This window comes from Collinsella sp. AM24-1 (genome assembly GCF_003470325.1).
Lineage (GTDB): Bacteria > Actinomycetota > Coriobacteriia > Coriobacteriales > Coriobacteriaceae > Collinsella.
In genome coordinates this window covers 13877-33090 of record NZ_QRHM01000001.1, presented here as the reverse complement: position 1 = coordinate 33090, position 19214 = coordinate 13877, and the positions used below count along the sequence as shown (strand labels likewise).

General features: G+C 58.6%; 20 protein-coding genes. 13 read left to right on the top strand and 7 right to left on the bottom strand.

Going from position 1 to position 19214, the window contains the following annotated elements; all coding sequences use genetic code 11:
* Positions 1–63 precede the first annotated feature (63 nt).
* Entirely contained in the window at positions 64–840 is a 777-nt protein-coding gene (locus tag DW661_RS00140) for a radical SAM protein (protein WP_118934070.1), read from the bottom strand.
* A 225-nt stretch (positions 841–1065) separates the two neighbouring features.
* Here DW661_RS00140 and DW661_RS00135 point away from each other — a divergent pair, with 225 nt between their 5' ends.
* From DW661_RS00135 to DW661_RS00100, 8 genes are all read left to right on the top strand, one after another.
* Complete coding sequence (locus DW661_RS00135) at positions 1066–1863, top strand: alpha/beta fold hydrolase (RefSeq protein ID WP_118934068.1); 798 nt, start codon at positions 1066–1068, stop codon at positions 1861–1863.
* A gap of 211 nt (positions 1864–2074) precedes the next feature.
* Positions 2075–3955, top strand: coding sequence for a diguanylate cyclase (locus DW661_RS00130; protein ID WP_118934066.1), 1881 nt, complete (start codon positions 2075–2077; stop codon positions 3953–3955).
* A 23-nt stretch (positions 3956–3978) separates the two neighbouring features.
* Complete coding sequence (locus DW661_RS00125) at positions 3979–4335, top strand: Hpt domain-containing protein (protein ID WP_199579107.1); 357 nt, start codon at positions 3979–3981, stop codon at positions 4333–4335.
* A 230-nt stretch (positions 4336–4565) separates the two neighbouring features.
* Entirely contained in the window at positions 4566–5126 is a 561-nt protein-coding gene (locus DW661_RS00120) for a hypothetical protein (RefSeq protein WP_118934064.1), read from the top strand.
* A gap of 8 nt (positions 5127–5134) precedes the next feature.
* On the top strand, positions 5135–5464 hold the full coding sequence (locus DW661_RS00115; RefSeq protein WP_089572320.1) for a helix-turn-helix transcriptional regulator: 330 nt from the start codon (positions 5135–5137) through the stop codon (positions 5462–5464).
* A 144-nt stretch (positions 5465–5608) separates the two neighbouring features.
* Positions 5609–6370 carry an ABC transporter ATP-binding protein gene (locus tag DW661_RS00110; RefSeq protein WP_117584143.1) on the top strand — a complete coding sequence of 254 codons (762 nt, stop codon included), beginning with the start codon at positions 5609–5611 and terminating at the stop codon, positions 6368–6370.
* Positions 6367–7191, top strand: a complete 825-nt coding sequence (locus DW661_RS00105) for a hypothetical protein (protein ID WP_117584142.1) — start codon at positions 6367–6369, stop codon at positions 7189–7191. Before DW661_RS00110 ends, DW661_RS00105 begins: the two co-directional genes overlap by 4 nt.
* Positions 7175–7993: a hypothetical protein gene (locus tag DW661_RS00100; RefSeq protein WP_118934062.1), complete on the top strand. Its 819-nt coding sequence runs from the start codon at positions 7175–7177 to the stop codon at positions 7991–7993. Before DW661_RS00105 ends, DW661_RS00100 begins: the two co-directional genes overlap by 17 nt.
* Before the next feature lie 112 nt (positions 7994–8105).
* Here DW661_RS00100 and DW661_RS00095 read toward each other — a convergent pair whose 3' ends face one another.
* The 6 genes from DW661_RS00095 to DW661_RS00070 all read right to left on the bottom strand — a co-directional run bounded on the left by DW661_RS00095 (position 8106) and on the right by DW661_RS00070 (position 14629).
* Positions 8106–8915, bottom strand: coding sequence for a gamma-glutamyl-gamma-aminobutyrate hydrolase family protein (locus DW661_RS00095; protein WP_117637640.1), 810 nt, complete (start codon positions 8913–8915; stop codon positions 8106–8108).
* Positions 8916–8967: 52 nt separating this feature from the next.
* Positions 8968–9732, bottom strand: a complete 765-nt coding sequence (locus DW661_RS00090) for an amino acid ABC transporter ATP-binding protein (protein ID WP_117736130.1) — start codon at positions 9730–9732, stop codon at positions 8968–8970.
* 36 nt (positions 9733–9768) lie between these two features.
* Positions 9769–10602 (bottom strand): amino acid ABC transporter permease, encoded by an 834-nt coding sequence (locus DW661_RS00085; RefSeq protein WP_117637641.1) that lies wholly within the window; start codon positions 10600–10602, stop codon positions 9769–9771.
* Positions 10599–11258, bottom strand: coding sequence for an amino acid ABC transporter permease (locus DW661_RS00080; RefSeq protein ID WP_022094657.1), 660 nt, complete (start codon positions 11256–11258; stop codon positions 10599–10601). The genes DW661_RS00085 and DW661_RS00080 overlap by 4 nt, the downstream gene beginning before the upstream one ends.
* A gap of 138 nt (positions 11259–11396) precedes the next feature.
* Entirely contained in the window at positions 11397–12392 is a 996-nt protein-coding gene (locus tag DW661_RS00075) for a glutamate ABC transporter substrate-binding protein (protein WP_117637642.1), read from the bottom strand.
* A 455-nt stretch (positions 12393–12847) separates the two neighbouring features.
* Positions 12848–14629 carry a 1-deoxy-D-xylulose-5-phosphate synthase gene (locus DW661_RS00070; RefSeq protein WP_117584136.1) on the bottom strand — a complete coding sequence of 594 codons (1782 nt, stop codon included), beginning with the start codon at positions 14627–14629 and terminating at the stop codon, positions 12848–12850.
* Positions 14630–14857: 228 nt separating this feature from the next.
* Between DW661_RS00070 and DW661_RS00065 the strand changes: the two genes are divergently transcribed.
* From DW661_RS00065 to DW661_RS00045, 5 genes are all read left to right on the top strand, one after another.
* Complete coding sequence (locus tag DW661_RS00065; protein WP_117584135.1) at positions 14858–15415, top strand: HD domain-containing protein; 558 nt, start codon at positions 14858–14860, stop codon at positions 15413–15415.
* 3 nt (positions 15416–15418) lie between these two features.
* Positions 15419–16438: a putative ABC transporter permease gene (locus DW661_RS00060; RefSeq protein WP_233547422.1), complete on the top strand. Its 1020-nt coding sequence runs from the start codon at positions 15419–15421 to the stop codon at positions 16436–16438.
* Positions 16439–16636: 198 nt separating this feature from the next.
* A complete protein-coding gene (locus tag DW661_RS00055) occupies positions 16637–17914 on the top strand; it encodes an ammonium transporter (protein WP_117765207.1) in 1278 nt (425 codons plus the stop codon).
* Between the two features lie 213 nt (positions 17915–18127).
* A complete protein-coding gene (locus tag DW661_RS00050; RefSeq protein WP_117629936.1) occupies positions 18128–18466 on the top strand; it encodes a P-II family nitrogen regulator in 339 nt (112 codons plus the stop codon).
* Positions 18467–18540: 74 nt separating this feature from the next.
* Positions 18541–19203, top strand: a complete 663-nt coding sequence (locus tag DW661_RS00045) for a TetR/AcrR family transcriptional regulator (protein WP_158549320.1) — start codon at positions 18541–18543, stop codon at positions 19201–19203.
* The last annotated feature ends 11 nt before the right edge of the window (positions 19204–19214 follow it).

Below are 19214 nucleotides of genomic sequence, written 5' to 3'. Positions count from 1 at the left end.
TAGGAACTATATCACCGCAACTGATGGGGCGGGATGGCGGGCACTAGCTGCTGCGTGGTTTTGCTAGTAGCTCACCTGGCAGGGAATACCGAGGGCGCGCACGCGCGCGGCAATGGCGTCGAGCACCTCGGGCGCTGCTTTGGCAAGGCCGGCGACTGGTGTCTCGCGCGCGACCGTGTAGATGGTCGCCTCCTGCGGACGAATGCGCTCAAGCACCGCGAGCCAGGGGGCGACGTACTCCTCGCCGGTGTTGTCGATGGGCTTGCCCTGATACTCACCGGTCAAAAAGATCGTCTGGATAATAACGTGACCGTCAAAGCTTGCGAACGTCTCGATCTGGTGCTCGACGTCGTAGGGGCCAACGGGCTGGTCGAGCAGCTGGATAAATGCCGGGTCGACGGTATCGAGCTTAAGAATGTTGTCATCGACCATCATGAGCGCGTCGTGCACCTCGGGGCGGTCGGCGCGCGTGCCGTTGGAGAGCACGGCGATCTTGGAGTTTGGGGCAAGCTCGTCGCGCAGCGCGACGGCGCCGGCGATGGCCTGCGGAAACTCCGGTGCGGCGGTGGGCTCGCCGTTGCCTGCGAAGGTGATCACATCGGGGAGCTCGCCCTCGGCTGCCATCTCGCGCAGCTTTGCCTCGAGCGCGTCGAGTACCACGGCAGCTGTGTTGTACGGCTCATGGCAGGGGCGCTCGGCGTTGAGGCCGTTTTCGCAGTAAATGCAGTCGAACGTGCAGATTTTGCCGCTGGCCGGCATCATGTTGACGCCGAGCGAGAGACCAAGGCGACGGCTGCGAACGGGCCCAAAGATGGGGCTGGCATTCAAAAACGTAGACATAGGCATATGCTCCTCAAGACAATTGTGCCTAAGCATAGCATCGGCTCCAAAGCAAGGTGCGGGCTCTTGCTTTACAAGTTTCGTTTTTTCACGTCGCCCATTATGCCGCGCCATGAAAAGCCTCGGGTCGGGTAAAGTTAATCTGTTAACAAGGTGTAAGGCAATGTGGGTCCATCCAACCGCGCTGACGTGCAACTGGATGAGCATTGATGATGGGGGCACAACATGAATTTTACGGTCGAGAATGCGGGCACCACGATTGCCTGTCGCGAATATGCCGGCCCAGATGTGTCGCCTGATGCTCCTGCCTTGGTGTGCGTGCACGGCGCTTGTGTCGACGGCACATTTTTCGACGGTATCGCTTGTGAGCTCAGCCGCAACTACCGCGTAATTGCCTACGACCGCCGCGGCTGCGGTGGCAGCAGCGATGCGGCAGACGGCAGCTATGATCTTGCCGCTCAGGCCGCCGACCTGCAAGCCGTGATCGAACACGTTGGCGCTCCGACAAATGTGCTTGCGCATAGCGCCGGTACGTTGGTGGCGCTGGAGCTTCTTCGCGCCGAACCCCATCTCGTCGCCCGTGCGATTCTGCATGAGCCGGCTGTGTCGGCCGAAGGCGTCGGCATGGGCGCAGCTCCGGTTTTGCTCGATATGATTGCGGCTGGAAAGGTTTCAAGGGCGCTCCGGCTTTTCTTGGGAGCCCTCGGCGACTTGGACCCCGAAGCTCCCGGGACGACCGAAGCGGAAGCCAAACATGCCCTGCGCAATGGTCGTTGCTTTATGGCTAATGAATACGGAACAAATATGACATATGCTCCCGACTGGGAGCGCGTCCGCGCGTCAAAGGCGGTGTCGGCCGTGTTTTTGGGCGAGCTTTCGGTCGATACACCCCGCGAGGCTGGCACGCGAGCGGCTGCCGAATATCTCGATTGCCCCCTTGTGACAATCCCGGGCGCGCACAACGGCCTGCGCGATCGCCCGGCAGCGGCTGCCCAGACTGTCCGTAGCATCCTGGAGCTCTAACAGCCGTAAAAATCAAAACAGTCTTCACTCGCAAACGTTTCGGCCGTGTTAACAAATGTGCTCAAAACCTCACGTCTGCGGCTTCAATCGCGCCGCCTGCCAACTCATAAAAATGTAACAGCATTCACGTGCTTGCCTGCATCGGCAAGGTGTTACCCTTGTAACATTTGGAACCCACCGCTACCATGCGAAACTATCGAAAGGGCCCCATATGCTCAATAATCACGAGGTCAATCTAACCGACGAGGAGGCTGCCGCCGAGGTCGCCCGCGTCGCGAAGACCTACCCCGTGGTGCGTTTGTTGTCGGCCGATCAGATTAAGAGCGAGCCTAACTGCTTGCTCGCCGGCGATCGCTGCCCTTGTCTGCGTCAGTCGAGTCTTGAGGCCTTGGCAGGTTCCGATGATGTATCGGAGCAGCTGCTCAATGATGGTACCGAGTACCGCGCTCGCCTGCGCCCTCTAAAGGTCGAGGGCGAGCCTCACGTCCTGCTGATGGTGCGTCCGATCGATGAGCAAGAGGCTGCAGAAGAGGACCTCGTCTACACCGACGTGCTGACGAGTGTGCGCAATCGCCGATATTACGAGGAAAAGCTCCGTAGCGCCCGCATGAATGCCGGCGTTGCGGTGATCGACCTTGATGATTTTAGGGTCTTCAACGATACGTGTGGCCGTCATGCCGGCGACCTTGCGCTCGGTGCTGTGGCGACAGCCATACGCAGCGGAATTCGTTCGACTGACGAGCTTGTACGCTATGGCTGCGACAAGTTTGTGGTCGTCATGCCCAATATTCCCTCCGATGACTTCACCCGTCGCCTGCATCAGGTGTCCGATGCCGTTCATGCCACGATTGTTCCGGGCCATGAGTACGTGAGCTTGACGGCATGTGTTGGCGGTGTTCGCATTCATGGCGAGACGGTCGATGAAGGAGTTGGCCGCGCTGTCCAGTTATTGAGCCGCGCTAAGGCAAAAGCCGGTACGGTCGTGACCGATGCCGATTCCATCGAAGCCTTCCAAAGCGAAAAGCCTTTGGTGCTTATTGTCGATGACTCCGAGATGAACCGAGCCATTCTCAACGAGATGCTCAAGGACGAGTATTGCATCCTCGAGGCCGACAACGGTCGTACGGCGCTCGACATGGTCGACCGCTATGGCGATGAGTTGTCGCTCGTGCTGCTGGATATTGTCATGCCGGGCATAAGCGGCTTTGAGGTGCTGGCCGATCTGTCGCGCCGATCGGGTATCGACAATCTGCCTTTCATCATGATTTCGAGCGAAGATTCCGATGATATGGTTCTGCGCGCGTACGAGCTGGGCGCCTCGGACTATATCAACCGCCCGTTTGACTCCCGTGTCGTGCGCCGGCGTGTAAGCAACACCATCCGCCTATACGCCAAACAGCGCCGCCTGACGAGTTTGCTGTCCCAGCAGTACAACGAGCGCGTCAAGAACAGTCGCATGCTCATCGACATCATGGCCGGCGTTATGGAGCTTCGCAATGGCGAGAGCGGCAGGCACGTTACGAACATCGAGAAGCTGACCGAGCTGCTGCTTGGCTGTCTGGTCCAGCGTAGCGGCACGATCTCCCTCGACAATGAGGAACGCTCTACGATTGCCCTGGCTTCGGCGCTGCACGATATCGGCAAGATGTCGATTGACGATGCAATTCTCAACAAACCCGGGCGCCTTACGCCCGAGGAGTTCGAGATTATGAAGACGCATACCACGATGGGCGCCGACATGTTGCTTGAGCTGGGCCGCCATCACGTCGGCAATGCGCTTATGGAATATGCGTACCAGATTGCGCGTTGGCATCACGAGCGCTGGGACGGCAAGGGTTATCCCGATGGCCTCAAGGGCGACGATATCCCCATCGCCGCGCAGGTGGTTTCGGTGGCTGACGTGTACGATGCTCTGACGAGTGTGCGTGTGTACAAGGACGCTATCCCGCACAAGGAGGCGATCCAGATGATCCTGGACGGTAAGTGCGGCACCTTTAACCCGCTGCTGCTCGATTGCCTGCTCGAGGTGCAAGACCAAATTGCCGAGACGTTGGCACGCCCCGCCGACGTCGTTGCGTTTCCCACGATTTAGTTTGACCAAAGGAGTTTTAATCCATGATTTCCATGCGTGAGGCGTATGAGAAGATCGGTGCCAATTATGATGACGCTTGCGCTCGGCTGATGGGCGAGGAAATGCTTGCCCGCTTTGCCCTCAAGTTTTTGGATGACGAGAGCATGGGCAAGCTGGAGGCCGCCATGGCGGCAGGAGACGCCGAAGGTGCGTTTATGGCAGCGCACACGCTCAAGGGCGTGAGCCAGAACCTGGGATTCGATAATCTGTACGAGCCGGCGGTTGTGGTGACCGAAGCGCTGCGCGGCGCCGATGCCGTTGACGGCGCTCGCGAGGGAATGCATGCGCTGCAGCAGCAATATGCGGCAACGATGTCGGCCTTGCGCGAGGCGGCCGAGTAAGAGCTCGCGAGCTTTGATGACTATGAGAGTTGATAATCTCCCGTTTTAGGCCCGGTGGCGGCCTCAAAGTGGGAGATTGTCCACTCTCGTTCGATACATGTCCAAAAATCCACTCTCACCCCTTCTGATTAGTGAATGGCCCATGCGCACTGGCGGGGCTTTCCGCATGCAATCCATATCGTTGTTCGATAAACTGTTCGAATAACGATAGAGTCGATGAGGGTGAGTGTATGTCCAACAGCGTTCAGCGTATGGCCAAGGCGGGCGAGACTGTAAGGAAGCTTGGCTTTTGCATGGCGGTCGTTTTTGCGGGAATGCTCGTCGCTTTTGCCGCGTTGGCTGTTTACGTGATCTGGTATGCGGTTGCAAACGTTGTTTCTGTCGATTCTTTCGGTGTCGTGACGCTTCTCGATGGCGGGAGCATCGTTATCCCAAGCGGGCTGTGCCTGGCACTCGTCGTGGGTGTTTCGCTTGTCGTTCTGTGCGGAATCAGCCATAACATCTCTCGGGGCGTCTCGCCCTTTACCAAGGCGCATGTGCGGCTTATCCGTGTTCTTGCACTTGCCTTTGCTGTTAACGCCGTGGTTTCGTTTGTTGGTGCCTATGAATCGGTCAATCTCACCATTGGCGGACTGGAGCTTTACATCGTGCCTCATTCCTTCGTTATTGAGATTTGCCAAGGCATTGCCTTTGATGCGGGGTCGCTTATCGGCGCGGTTGTCTGTCTGTTTATCTCGGCGATCTGGAGTTATGCCTCGCTGCTCCAAGAGCAGTCTGACGAGCTTGTGTAGGAGGAAACATGAGCTATCTCATCATCGAGCTTGAGACGCAGCTGCTTAAGACCGGAAAGACCAGCGCTGATCTGATTCGCGCCACGGGGCATACTCCGGCTAATATTTCAAAGCTTAGAAACGGAAAGATAAAAGCTATTCGCCTAAAGACGCTCCTCGATATCTGTGATGAGCTTGATTGTCAACCGGGAGATATTATTCAGCGCGTGAGTGAGAAAGAGCTTGAGGAGCTTATTGTTGAGCGTGCAAAAAACGTTGTGAGGCAGATGCGGGACGGCGGAGGCAATGAGGCGTCGCTTCCGACATCAGTCTTTGCTGTCGATTTGAGCGACGAGTAGCTTAAGGCGAACAACTAAAACGAAATATCAGCGTGAAGGGACCCGTGTCTAACACGGGTTCTTTCTTTTAGATTATCTTGGCAAATATGAGTTATCGAAAAACAATAACAACTATGGAAAACGATAAAGTAAAGAAGGAACGATATGAGCGGTTTTGCTATCAAGCGGAACGGGAGGCCAATGAACGCATCGACGATAAGGCTATCAAGGGTGTCAAAGCGCTATGGGAGGCGCCGCGTTTTGCATGACGTTTCCTTCGAGGTGGATCAGTCTGAGCTTTGCGCCCTTGTTGGTGCAAACGGGGCGGGCAAAAGCACGCTTATTAAAATAGTGCTGGGCCTCTGTGAGCCATCGTCGGGGAGCGTGGAGCTCTTTGGAGGCAAGTCGAAAAAAGAGCTGAGCTTGATGCGGACGCGTGTCGGCTATGTGCCAGATTCCTGCGGAGCATACCAATCCCTCAGTGCGGCTGAGAATCTTCGGATCCGATGTGCGGAATGGGGACTCGATGAGAAACGTGAGGTTCCTCGCGTCTTGGGCCTAGTCGGGCTGGACGTCGATGAGAAAAAGAGCGTGAGCAGTTTTTCTCTGGGAATGAAACGGCGACTGGATATAGCTACGGCTTTATTGGGCGACACCGACGTACTAATTTTCGATGAGCCGGCAAATGGATTGGATCCGTTGGGCATCGAGAGTATATGGGCCCTTATCGGTCGATTGAATCGGGAGCAGGGCAAAACCATGCTTATCTCTAGCCACGACTTGGATGAGCTGGCATCGGTTGCAACAAGCTGCCTGTTTCTTCATGACGGTGAACTGCTAAAAAAGGAATCGATGGACGTCATAAGGGATGAGGCGCCATCCCTAAAAGAGTATTACAGGCGCTTGATGAAGGCGGTCTCGCTATGAAGCGGGCGATCCATCCCATAAAGGCAGATATGATGCGTTTGCACAGGATATTTCCGGCGAAGTTTGGTCTTGCGCTTATGCTGGCGTTCGGCCTTCTCTTCGGCATCTTTCTAAAAAACGGAACAACGTTGCTCGCCTTTGGCTATGGCGTTTGTGGGGAGGATATTGGTTTCCTCTGGAATGCAATCGATCCTTCTGCGCCTGATGAGTCCCTTGCGCGCAGCGCTTTTGCCGGTACATCCCTGTTCGTTCCACTCATCGTTTGTTTGGTGCTTTTACAGGAGCATGGCTATAAAGAGGGGCACCGAATTTCTTCGGCAAGAGGTCTCAACCGCTTTTATGGGGCTCTAGCCCATGCATTTTCGTCTGCTTTAATAATTGGCGCAGCGTATAGCGCGCTTTGCCTTCTTCTTTTTGCAATAGCCATAATACGTGGAGGGCATAACTACTCGCACAACATACTAACTGTATTTTTGCCTGCAATGATAGTCAACGCCGTATTGGTGATATCGGTTGCGCTGGAGACGGTGACCATCTATCGGATAACGGGCAGCGCTGTATTGAGTGGGGCCGTGGTGATAGTCGGATTTGTCATGAGCTTGACGCTCTACGGAGCCTTCCTTCAGGCACCTATACCATCCTTGCGATGGATCTTCTTCCTTCCGGGGCCGTACCTTGGAGTCGGATGTGCCCTTGGGTATAGCGATATGGGGCAGCTGACGCTTCTGGGATATGGCGTGGCAGCCAGCTGTCTATCGGTATTGATTTACGCTCTCTTGAGCTTTCGCGCTGGGGGTGTGCTCAATGGCTCGTCAGATTAAAAGACTTCTCCAGTTAGAATTGAAGCATGTGAGCAAATGGGCGTACGCCTTAATCCTGGTAATTTATGCGTACATGGTGATATTGCAGCTTAATTCTTTCCCGATGTGGTTCTGTAGCCTCCGTGAGAACAGTTTCTTGGGTTTTTTCCCAGACCCGACGCTTCGGCTATCGGCGGAGGATGTCCTTCTATTTGGCAATGCAGAGGTTTTTCGCGGTCTGCTGTTCAACGTAGCCCCGTTGGCCCATGCATTGTTCTTTCCGTTCATCGCGGCTTGCATTGTGCCGCGCTTTGTCAGTTCGGGCTTTGTCGAGGAACCGTGGGGGTTGTCGGAGGCTCGGGGAGGGAAGCGTGTGTGCGCTATCGTTGCGCGAGTGGTGCTATCTTCTTTTGCCCTTTTGGGCGCGTTTGTCCTGTCGAGTGTCGTTTTGTACTGTCTTAACTGCGCAATCGTTTCGGATGCTCAGCAGTATTTCAACCTGCATGTATTTTGCTATCGACTTCTTCTGGCGAGTGCCGTCTGTCTTGCATATGTGGTCTCTTGCGTGATCGCTGTTTCCTATTTTGGGGCCGGCTTCGGTCCGATTGGCATGCTGCTGCTTGTCAACGTCGTAGCGATCTACATACAGATCGGGGCCAATTCCATGCTTCCGCTTCCAGCCTCGATGCTCATGTGGATTTGCGGCGTGACCCCGTTGGGGAATGGTCAATGCATTTCGATTTTAATTGACTGTCTCATAAACGTAGCAAGCGTTGTTGCCATTTGCTTTACTGTCGACCGATTGCGGTCGAGATTTCTCTGATTGTTTGTGAGGGATAATCATACCGAGCATATCAAATACAGGGGGGGGCGGGCACCGTAGCTGGTGTCCGCCCCCCCTGGCATGGAAGGTTTAAGCCTGTGTGATTCGCGAGCTAGCGAGCCCGCTTAACCTTGGCCGCTGCCTCGACAAACGACTTCCACAGGTCAAAGTCGGTCTCGAGCGTCTTCCACGTGTACTCAGGGTGCCATTGCACGCCCAGGCAGAACGGCTGGCCTTCGACTTCGATGCACTCGGGCACGCCGTCGGTTGCCTTGGCGACCAAGCGCGTGCTTTTACCCAGACGATCGACGCAGCAGTGGTGTGCGGAGTTGGTCTGGATCAGCCTGTGCCCGCCAACCGCGCGCTCCAGCAGCGAGCCCGGCACGACCTCGACAGGATGCACAGGGTCGTTGAGCACGTGGGTATGGCGCCACTGCGTGCGGCCCTCGCGCGCGCCCAGGCTCGGCACGTCCATGCACAGGGTGCCGCCGGTGGCGACGTTGAGCAGCTGCGTGCCGCGGCAGGTGGTAAAGAGCGGCTTTTTGGCGCGGAGTACCTCGTCGACCAGCTTAAACTCAAAACTATCGCGGATTTCGCAGCAGAGGGTGGGGTCGTAGGGTCGATCATCGCCCCAACGTTTGGGATTGACATCGGGGCCGCCGGGGATGGCGATGCCGTCGGCGATGTCGACGTAATGACGGATGACCTCAATGTCCTCGGTGATGGACATCTGCAGCGGCAGGCCGCCGGCAGCAAGAATGGCATCGACAAAGACACTTGCGATTTCCTCGTTGGGGGAGAGTGTCTCGCTTAAAAACGGCTTTGCCTCTTCCCAGCGCGGCGCCACCAGGATGAGCGGACGGTCGGCGGGGTCGACGTTGACGTGCGGGGTGTATGACGATGAAGTGCGAGTTCCGATCATAGGTGTTGCTTTCGAGTTTGGATGGTCATGGCGAGCGGATATGGCAATTGGGCTAGTGGCCCTTGATGGAGTTGAGGAAGTCTTGGGCGCGCTTGGTCTGGGGATGGTCGAAGAACTCGTCGGGCGCGCCGGTTTCCACGATCTGGCCGTCGGCCATGAACACGACGCGGTCGGCAACGCGGCGGGCGAAGTTCATCTCGTGCGTAATGACGATCATCGTCATGCCCTGCTGGGCCAGGCGGACCATGACCTCGAGCACCTCGTTGATCATCTCGGGGTCAAGGGCACTCGTGGGCTCGTCGAAGAGCATGGCCTTGGGCTGCATGGCGAGCGAGCGGGCAATGGCCACGCGCTGCTGCTGGCCGCCCGAGAGCTGAGCGGGCACCTTGTCGGCCTGTTCGGCAACGCCCACGCGGCTCAGCAGGTCCATGGCGCGCTCACGAGCTTCCTCCTTGGACACGCCCAGCACGTCGACCGGCCCCAGCATGACGTTCTGCAGCACCGTCATATGCGCGAACAGGTTGAACTGCTGAAACACCATGCCCAGCTCGGCGCGCATGCGGGCAAGATCCTTGCCTTCCTGCGGCAGAGGCTCGCCCTCGATGAGGATCTCGCCCGAGTCGATGGTTTCCAGGCGGTTGATGGTTCGGCACATGGTCGACTTGCCCGAGCCCGAGGGGCCGATCACGACGACGACTTCGCCGCGGTCGACCGAGAGATTGATGTCGTTGAGGACGTGCAGATCGCCATAGTGCTTATCGACGTGCTTGAGCTCGATAAGCGGCTGGTTGCCAGAAGTAGAAGTGCTCTGTGCCATGGTGCTCGGCTCCTTATGACTGGAAATGGTAAAGCGTTAGCGGATGATGGTCGCGCCGGTCTTGTGCGAAACGTAGACAGCGGCCTTGTTGATCGCGACGTTGATGAGGATGTAGATGACCGCGATCACCAGATAGACCGATACGAGCGCGTCGTAGTTGGTGATGAGCACGCGGGCATTTTGCATGAGGTCGGGGTAGCTCACCACATAGGCGACGGTGGTGTCTTTGACTACGACCACGAGCTGCGAAATCAACGACGGAATGATAAACCGAATCGCCTGGGGCAATACGATTTTAAAGGTGATTTTGGCCTTGGAGAGACCGAGCGCCTGGGCTGCCTCGACCTGACCACGCGGCACGGCGTTGACGCCGGCGCGGAAGATCTCGGCAAGTACGCCGGCTGCAGCGAGCGCGACGGGAAGCGTGAGCATCCAAAACGACGGCAGTGAAATCTTGTACTGAGGCAGCACCAAAAAGAAGAAGTAGATGAACAGCAGGCTCGGCACGCCACGGAAGAAATCGGTGAGCACGCGGCAGACCAGCTGCAGCGGCTTGATGTCGCTGGTACGGCCGAGCATGAGGGCTAAGCCCAGTACCAGCGCGATGGCGCCGGCGGTGAGCGCGACCTTTACTGTGCCCTCAAAACCGGCAAGCAGGAACTTCCAGGTGGTGAGGTGCGTAAAGAAGTACCAGTAATGGACCGAAAGCTGGCCGGTCACATAAAAGCGCTGCAGTACCAGAGCGATGAGCGCGGCCACGGCAACAAGTGAGATGGCGGTGCCGACGCGAATCTTGGCGCGCATCTTGGGGCCGGGAGCCTCGTAGAGCGCATCGCGCATGGTGAGCGCGGAGGTGGAGCGCTTGCTCATCGGAGGATCCTCACCTTCTTATCGATATAGTTGCCAATGTGGCTCACCACAAAGGCCGTGCCCAGGTAGCCGAGCGCCGAGATAAAGAACGCGGCGACGCCGCCGAGCGAGCGCGTGTTGATGTAGCTCACCACGCCGGTGAGCTCCTGCGGTTTAAGCGGCACCTGACTGCCGAGCGCGGTGGTGAGCATGACGGCGATAAAGAGGTTGGTCATGGGCAGCACGCTCGAGCGCAGCGCCTGCGGAATCACGATCTTGGCGAGGATACGGCTGAAGCTCATGCCCAGCGAGCGGGCGGCTTCCACCTGGCCGACACCGACGGTGTTGATGCCGCTCATAAAGTTCTCGGAGCCAAAGGCAGAACCCAAGAGCACTGTGGCGACGATGACGCAGGTGCGGTAGGGCAGGACGACCTTGAGCGGGGGCAGCGCATAGACGACGATAATGAGCAGCGCGATGCCGGGGATGTTACGGAAGACCTGGACATACAGGTCGCCAAAGACGCGCAGCGGCTTGAGCGGCGACACGCGCATCACGGTGACGGCGACGGCCAGCACCATGGCGATGGCAAACGACTCAAGCGTCATGCCCCAGGTTGCTAGCAGCGCGTCGATATAGTTCTGGCCATAGAGCGACCAGAGCTCGGAGAGACTCATGCGGACCTCCCGCCGGTAAGGAAAGGGGCTCCCGTGTGTACGGAAGCCCCGACAACTCAGTGAGGAAACAGTTTAGCGCAATAAAGCGCATCGTGCGTTTCCGTATGGTTTCGTAGCGGCCGTTACTAGGCTCGCTGCCTAGGCGCCGATCTCGGGCAGCTCGGGAACATTGGTGTCGCCCGTACGGTCGCCAATGCAGATCTGCCACAGCTCGGTCCAGGTGCCATCGTCCTCGATCTTCTTAAGGAAGTCGTTGACAAAGGCGACACCGTCGGAATCGAGCGGCAGGCCGATGCCGTAGGGCTCCTTGCTGCCGAAGGGCTTGCCGGCAATCTTGTACTTGCCGGGCTCGCGGACCAGGGCGCTCTGCTGCATGTTGTTGTCGATGACGTAGGCGTCAACGCGGCCCTGCTGAAGTGCCTGGCGGGCCTCCTCGTCGGTCTTGAACTCCTGTTGGCTGGCCTTGGGGGAGAACTCCTCCAGGATGGCGGGGCCGTTGGAGCCGGACTGGACGGCGACGTTCTTGTCGGCCAGGTCGTCGACGCTCTTGATGTCGTCGTTGTCGGCGAGCACCAGGATAGCCTGCTGGGTGTAGTAGTAGGGACCGGCGAAGGAGACGAGCTTCTTGCGCTCGTCAGTGATGGTGTAGGTGGCAAAGACAGCGTCGACCTGGCCGTTCTGCAGGACGGACTCGCGCGTGTCCGAGGTCACCTGGGTGATCTCGACCTTGTTCTCGCCCAGAATGTAGTTGGACAGGAGCTGTGCGATACCGGCGTCGAAGCCGCGGGTCTGACCGTCTTTCTCGTTGAGGAGGGAGAAAAGTGTGGAGGTCTGAACGCCACCGATCTTAAAGACACCGGCGTCCTTGACGGCCGTGGCCCAGGTGCTGGCGGCGATGGCGTCGTCATCGGCCTTGGGGCCGTTGTCGACGAGTTTGTCGAATGCCTTGGCATCGAGTATGGTGGAAGCCTCGGTATCTTCGGAGCTCTTGGAGGAGCCGACGGCGGAACCCTTGTCGGCCTCGGCGCTGGTGTCGGAGCAGCCGGCAAGACCAAGGCCGGCAACGGTTGCGAAGGTGGCGGCAACGAAGCCGCGGCGGTCGAGAACGACCTGCTGGGAGAGGTTCTTGCTCATGGTAGAACACCTTTCTCAATAAAATCCCTAGCGGTTGAGTAGAGTTATACCCTATCCCGCTCAAATGGGTCAACACGAAATAACTCAGAAACATACTTACCTTATGGGTTATTCTACCTACCATAAAGGGACAGGCACCTTTGTGGTGGTTCTTGCAGATGTGGTGGCCTGTCTCGCTGCTTTGTCTCAATCTGTAACAGGTAGACGAGGAAATGGGTTCTAACTGTTACAGATTGAGATTTTCTCTTCAGGGGAATTCGAATGTCTCGATCTGTAACAGTTAGACGGCCAAAAGGTCTCTATCTGTTACAGATTGAGACAAAGGTCAGGGGCAAAGACGGTTTGTCTAGATCTGTAACAGTTAGACGGGAATTCGGGCCCTAGATGTTACAGATTGAGATAATCGCGCGCGAAAATAAAAACCTCCGCAGGGGTGCTTCCCTTGCGGAGGTTTTTTACTCGTTAAGTAGCCTAACGGCTTCGGCGGCCATGTTCTCGGCCGTCATGCCGTTCTGAGCGAGCAACTCGTTGGGGTCGTAGCGGTCGGGGAAGCCCTTGGCGATGCCAAAGGTGCGCGTGCGCACGGGCGTGCAGGCCAAGTAGCACGCGACGCGCTCGCCCCAGCCGCCGTCCAAGATGCCGTCTTCGAGGGTGACGACAACGCGATGCTTGGCGGCAAGGCTGTCGAGGAACTCGCGGTCGAGCTCGGTTGCATAGCGCGGGTTGACGAGCGTGGCCTCGATGCCGTACTCGGCAGTCAGACGGTTTGCCACGCGCTCGCCCAGCTCAAAGAAATCGCCAAGCGCGAGCACGGCCACGTCGCGACCCTGGCACACCACGTTGTAACGAACGGCGCCGTAATCGGCGTCCTCGGCAGGCGCAAGATCGGGGCGGCTTACCAAGCCAATGCCCGGCACGCGAATCGCCACGGGATGCTCGCGGTGGTCGAGCGACCAGCTCAGCATGGATAGGTATTCCTCCATGCAGGAAGGCGCCAGGTAACGCATATTGGGGAGAGCGCCCAGCATAGAAATATCAAAGAACGAAAGATGCGTCTCGGATGTGGTGCCAAAGATCGATGCGCCAAACACCAGGATGGTTGCGGGGACATCGTTGAGGCACAGGTCGTGCCACAGCTCGTCGTAGGCGCGCTGCAAAAACGTGCCGTACACACCAAAGACTGGCTTGGCACCCGAGCGCGCAAGCGCGGTGGCAAAGGTCACGGCGTGCTCCTCGGCAATGCCCACATCGACGAACTGTTTGCCGGCGGCGGCGCGAAGCTCGGGTGTAAAGCCCATGATGTAGGGCGTGGCGGCCGTGATGCCCACGACCTGCGGATCGTGCTCGATGGCGGCGCTGAGCGCCTCGCCCGTAATGTCGGCATAGGTGCGCGGCGCAGGCTCGCTCGGATGGCCCGGGCAGAGCTTGCGCCCAGTCGCCATGTCAAACGGACCCACATGATGCCAGCGCTCGGGGTCGCTCTGGGCTGGCTCAAAGCCCTTGCCCTTTGCGGTGGAGACGTGCAGCACGATGGGATGATCGATATCGCGCAGCTCCTGCAGCGTGTCGACCAGGGCCAACACATCGTTGCCGGTGTCCAGATAGCAGTAGTCGAGCCCCATCGCGCGGAAAACGTTGCGCTCACAGGTGCCGTTGCTGGCGCGTAGCTCGGCCAGATTGCGATACAGGCCACCGTGGTTTTCGGCGATGGACTGGTCGTTATCGTTGACGATGATGATCAGGTTGCTGTCGAGCTCGGCGGCATTGTTAAAGCCCTCAAACGCCAGACCGCCCGAAAGCGAACCGTCGCCAATGATGGTGATGACGTTGTACGCATCGCCCGCCAGGTCACGAGCGTGCGCCAAGCCGCAGCCCAGACTCACCGACGTGGAGGTGTGGCCCATGGCGAACAGGTCGTGCTCGGACTCGTCAGGATTGGCAAAACCAGAGGCCTCGCCGTAGCGTGCCGGGTCGATATAAGTGTACGCGCGCCCAGTCAGCGCCTTGTGGGCGTAGGTCTGGTGCGAAACATCAAAGACAATCTTGTCGATGGGGGAGTTAAACACGCGATGGAGCGCAACCGTAAGCTCAACGACGCCCAGGTTGGGGGCAACGTGCCCGCCGACGGCGGCGGAGCTTTCGAGGATGGCGTGGCGGATCTCGCCGCAGAGCAGCGGAAGCTCGGCGCGATCGAGAGCCTTGACGTCCTCGGGCGTTGTCGTTTGCGTAAGCAGCATCGTTGTGGGTTACTCCATGCGAATCGTGCGCCGGCACTCCCTCGGCCGGCACAATTGCACAAGACAGTCTCGCACATTTTGGCGTTTGATATGTGACGGCGGCGCGGTAATTCGCCAACTGGTGGGGCAAAACGTTTTGTCCGATGCCATACTGGTAAATTCGATGATGATTTTATTCATTGCGCGCAGGCCGCGGCTTGCCGCCGAGCGCCGCCGGAAGGAGGCCGCATGTCCGATACCGTTCGTGCCGAGAAAATCGCGCGCGAGGTCGACGATGCCGCCCGTCAGCTTGCCCAGGCGGGCCGCTTGGACCTGATGCATGAGTTTATCCAACATGGCGATGTGACGGTCTATACGCATGTGACCTCGGTAGCGCGGGCAAGTCTGTCCTTTGCCGAGCGCCTGGGCCGCGTCGGTATCTCCGTCGACCGCTTATCGCTGCTGCGCGGGGCCCTGCTGCACGATTACTTTCTCTATGACTGGCACGATCCCGACCCAAGCCATCGACTGCATGGCTTTCGTCACCCGTTTTTTGCCTTGGCGCGTGCGGAGGAAGATTTTGAGCTGACGCCGCGCGAGCGGAATATTATCGTACGGCATATGTTTCCGCTGGTACCGGTGCCGCCGACGTGTCGTGAGGCATGGATTGTGTGCCTGGCGGATAAATGGTGCGCACTGCGCGAGACGATTGCCGGCCGTCTGCCGCGCAAAGGCGGCGCGAACGATTTGAACGAGGGCCCGAGTGACGGCTCGAGCAAAGAATCGAACGAAAAGAGGAGTGGGTAGACGGTGGGAACCGCGATCGACATGGCATTTGACGGCGCGACGCTTGCCGCCTGTCCGCTCTCGGCGCTGGTACTCTCGTTTGCCTTCTACGGTTTTTGCGGCTGGGTATGGGAGTCGACAGTCTGCGCCATGCTCAACCACGGACGCTTTGCCAACAGCGGCTTTTTGCTAGGGCCGTGCTGTCCCATCTACGGTGCGGGCGGCATTGCGTGCTGGTTGCTGCTGCGTGGAATCCCAGACGCCTCGAGCCAGTTTGTCGCTGCCGCGCTCGTATGCAGCGTGATCGAATATAGCGTGGGCGTGCTGTTGGAAAAAACGACGGGTGCCCGGTTTTGGGATTACTCGCATCTGCCGTTTAACCTGCACGGACGCATCTGCCTGTACTGGGCCTGCGCGTTTGGCTTGGGTGCGTTGTGTATTTGCCGTTTAGTGGAGCCGGCATTGCTGGGGCTGCTTGGCCATCTGCCGGTGCTAATCGTGCGCTTGGCCGCCTTTATCGTCGCGGTCGCGATGATGGTCGATGCGGTGTGCTCGTTGGCGAGCTGGCGGCGTCTGTCCGATCAGCTGGAGCGTGTGCGTGCCGACCTTGCCGACCGCATCAATGAGTCGCTTGCCGATGCCTCCAACTCTATGCTCGAACGTATTCCCGATTCGGCGATCGACTCGGTGGCGCAGACGCATATCCGCGGTCGCGCCGTTAACGCTTGGCTGGCCGAGCTGGGCGACGCGGCGCTCGATGCCCTGCGCGAGAAGGCTTCGATGCCGACGTTTATTTCGGATGGTGCTCGCGGCCTGGCGCTCGCTGCCCGTCGCGTGGCCGATGCCGCGCCGAGCATGCCGCGTCCGTCGCTCGGTCGTCGCCTTGCCGGCAAGCGCATGAGCCGCCCGGTGCCGAGCGTGTCACTCAGCCGCCGCGACCTACGCTTCTTTAACGCCTTCCCGCGTCTGCGCATCAATCGTTACGAGGGCGTCATCCGAGCTACCGACCTCCGCGACCGAGCCCGCGAGCTGTTCCGGCGCTAGCCAAAGCGGAGCCAAGCGCGCCCTTCTCGTTCGCACGTTTCCCGTTCGTTTCGCGCCCGTTGCCGTGCCGTTTCCAAGATTGCGGCACCGTTTCCATTCGACAACGCAGCGTTTAACAACGCCGTATCTGGTCTACACCAGTTGGCCCTCGGCCGCATCATGAGCGCCGACAACGTTCATGCGACCAAGGGGGAGCGAATGTACGATACGGGATCGACAACGTTTATGCTCATCTGCACCATGCTCGTGTTTTTAATGACACCGGGTCTGGCGTTTTTCTATGGCGGCCTGTCCAGGCGCAAAAATGTCATCAACACCATGCTCATGTGCTTTGGCGCCATTGGCCTGGTCGGTGTGCTGTGGATTGTTGCCGGCTGGTCGCTGGCCTACGGCGGCGACGGCTCGAGTCCGTTTACTGGAGGCCTTGACCAGCTTCTGTGCCTGCCGGTGCTCAACCAGGTGCTGCAGGCGGCCGAGGGCAACGCCGCGGACGGCGCCGTCTACCCCCAGATCATCAACATCGCCTTTCAGATGGCGTTTGCCATGATCACGGCTGCTATCGTCACGGGCAGCCTGGCAGGCCGCGTTAAGTTTGGTGCCATGACGGCCTTCCTGGGCATTTGGCTGCTCGTGGTCTATGCGCCGCTCGCCCACATGGTCTGGGGTGGCGAGGGCTCCTTTATCGGCGACATCATCGGCGCGCTCGACTTTGCCGGCGGCGACGTGGTGCACATTTCGTCTGGTCTTACCGGCCTGATCCTCTGCTTAATGCTCGGCCGCCGTCGCGGTTTTGGCATGGTGAGCTACCGTCCGCATAACGTCCCGTTTGTGGCGCTGGGAGCCGGCCTGCTTTGGTTTGGCTGGTTTGGCTTTAACGGCGGCAGCGAGTTCAAGGCCGACGCCGTGGCCGCGCTTGCCATCCTCAACACCGTGACGGCCAGCGCGGCGGGCATGGTTTCGTGGCTTGTCGTTGAGCGCGTGCACACCGGTCGCCCCACGCTGGTGGGCGCCAGCACCGGTCTGGTCGCGGGCCTCGTGGTGGTCACGCCGGGCGCGGGCTTTGTCGAGCCGTGGGCGGCGCTGGTCATGGGCTTGATCGTATCGCCCGTCTGCTACCTGGCTATCAGCCATCTTAAGACCAAGTTTGGCTACGACGACGCGCTCGACGCGTTTGGCTGCCACGGCATTGGCGGCATCTTGGGCGGCGTGCTCACGGGCCTGTTCTGCGTGCCGGAGCTTTCGTGGACCGGTAAGGGCGGCCTGTTCTACACGGGCGACGTGTCGCTGCTCATCTCGCAGATTTTGGGCATTATGGTGACGGTCGTTATTGTGCTGGTGCTCGACTTGGTGATCGCCGCAGTGGTCAAGGCGCTGTTCCACGGCAACTTGCGCGTGGACGAGGCCGACGAGGCACTGGGCTTGGATGCGAGTCAACACGGCGAGAGCGCTTATCCCTCGTTCTCCGGACTCGATTAGCAGCTTCCCCAAGCACCGCACCTTGCCGTTCAATCGTCGCTCACGTACTTAAGTACGCTTCGCTCCTCTTTCACGGCAATCTGCGGCACTTGGGAAACCTGCTAAGACCAGTCAGTTGAATTTTTATGATCTCTGAGGTTGGTTTGCGGCACCTGGAAAACCCGTGCCATGTGAAGGTAAATCAATTTCTTTTATTGAAGAGAGGAATTCACTATGAAGAAGATTACAGCGATTGTTCGTGCCGAGAAGCTTGAGGTTCTCAAAGATGCGCTGTTTGCGGCTGATGTTCGCGGCATGACCATCAACCAGGTGCAGGGCTGCGGCGCGCAGCATGGCTGGAAGGAATACGTGCGCGGCAACGAGCTGCTCGTCAACACGATCCCCAAGGTGCAGTTCACCCTCATCTGCGCCGACGAGCATGTCGACGGTATCGTTGACATTATCTGCAACGCCGCTCGCACCGGTGCCGTCGGCGACGGCAAGATTTGGGTCGAGCCGGTCGAAGAAGTCATCCGCATTCGCACCGGCGAACACGGCCCGGCCGCGGTGTAGAATCGACCGTCTGCCATCCGCAACGTTAAAATGCTGCAATGAGGCACAAGACTTGCGTTGCGGATGGGCGGATTATGGGTCGCAATAAATATCCCGAGGAGACGGTCGCGAAGATTCTCGACGCGGCACTGGAGCTATTCTGCGCACAGGGTTATGAGGGGACGAGTATTCAAGATATCGTTGACCGTCTCGACGGCATGACCAAGGGCGCTGTCTATCATCACTTCAAGAGCAAAGAAGAGATTTTCAACGCCGCGTTTGATCGGGCGATGACTCCGATTGTTGAGCACCGCCGCTCGATGCTTGGCGTCGGTAATATGACCGGAGCCCAAAAGCTCAAGCGACTGTACGCTCCCGAGTCCGTTGTTCCACAAATTGAGCTATGGGCACGTATGCGTCCTGCAGCAGATCCGGTAAAAAGCTCGCGCCTACTGGCGATGCAGTACCAGGGCTCATTTGACGAGTCGGCCGATGGCTGTCTCTTGCCAGTGATCGAGGAGGGCATCGCCGACGGCTCCATTGCGTGCGAATGCCCGCGCGAAGCGGCGGAGGCCGTATCGTTGTTGGCGAATCTTTGGCTGCTGCCATTGTTCCGTCCGCTCGAGCCCAAGGAGCGAATGCTCGCTCGCGCACAATGTTTGGCGCAGATGGCTGCCGCGGTGGGGCTCGATTTGGGTAATGAAGTGCTTCAGACAACGGCGCAGATTTGGGACGTATGGGACCGCGCCGGGTGGTAATATAGATACCA

Coding starts and splice junctions, on each gene's coding strand:
- DW661_RS00140 (WP_118934070.1), bottom strand. CDS start 840: ATGTCTACGTTTTTGAATGCCAGCCCCATCTTTGGGCCCGTTCGCAGC.
- DW661_RS00080 (WP_022094657.1), bottom strand. CDS start 11,258: ATGAGTCTCTCCGAGCTCTGGTCGCTCTATGGCCAGAACTATATCGAC.
- DW661_RS00115 (WP_089572320.1), top strand. CDS start 5,135: ATGAGCTATCTCATCATCGAGCTTGAGACGCAGCTGCTTAAGACCGGA.
- DW661_RS00095 (WP_117637640.1), bottom strand. CDS start 8,915: ATGATCGGAACTCGCACTTCATCGTCATACACCCCGCACGTCAACGTC.
- DW661_RS00055 (WP_117765207.1), top strand. CDS start 16,637: ATGTACGATACGGGATCGACAACGTTTATGCTCATCTGCACCATGCTC.
- DW661_RS00105 (WP_117584142.1), top strand. CDS start 6,367: ATGAAGCGGGCGATCCATCCCATAAAGGCAGATATGATGCGTTTGCAC.
- DW661_RS00125 (WP_199579107.1), top strand. CDS start 3,979: ATGATTTCCATGCGTGAGGCGTATGAGAAGATCGGTGCCAATTATGAT.
- DW661_RS00110 (WP_117584143.1), top strand. CDS start 5,609: ATGAGCGGTTTTGCTATCAAGCGGAACGGGAGGCCAATGAACGCATCG.
- DW661_RS00050 (WP_117629936.1), top strand. CDS start 18,128: ATGAAGAAGATTACAGCGATTGTTCGTGCCGAGAAGCTTGAGGTTCTC.
- DW661_RS00100 (WP_118934062.1), top strand. CDS start 7,175: ATGGCTCGTCAGATTAAAAGACTTCTCCAGTTAGAATTGAAGCATGTG.
- DW661_RS00065 (WP_117584135.1), top strand. CDS start 14,858: ATGTCCGATACCGTTCGTGCCGAGAAAATCGCGCGCGAGGTCGACGAT.
- DW661_RS00075 (WP_117637642.1), bottom strand. CDS start 12,392: ATGAGCAAGAACCTCTCCCAGCAGGTCGTTCTCGACCGCCGCGGCTTC.
- DW661_RS00130 (WP_118934066.1), top strand. CDS start 2,075: ATGCTCAATAATCACGAGGTCAATCTAACCGACGAGGAGGCTGCCGCC.
- DW661_RS00090 (WP_117736130.1), bottom strand. CDS start 9,732: ATGGCACAGAGCACTTCTACTTCTGGCAACCAGCCGCTTATCGAGCTC.
- DW661_RS00135 (WP_118934068.1), top strand. CDS start 1,066: ATGAATTTTACGGTCGAGAATGCGGGCACCACGATTGCCTGTCGCGAA.
- DW661_RS00045 (WP_158549320.1), top strand. CDS start 18,541: ATGGGTCGCAATAAATATCCCGAGGAGACGGTCGCGAAGATTCTCGAC.
- DW661_RS00085 (WP_117637641.1), bottom strand. CDS start 10,602: ATGAGCAAGCGCTCCACCTCCGCGCTCACCATGCGCGATGCGCTCTAC.
- DW661_RS00070 (WP_117584136.1), bottom strand. CDS start 14,629: ATGCTGCTTACGCAAACGACAACGCCCGAGGACGTCAAGGCTCTCGAT.
- DW661_RS00120 (WP_118934064.1), top strand. CDS start 4,566: ATGTCCAACAGCGTTCAGCGTATGGCCAAGGCGGGCGAGACTGTAAGG.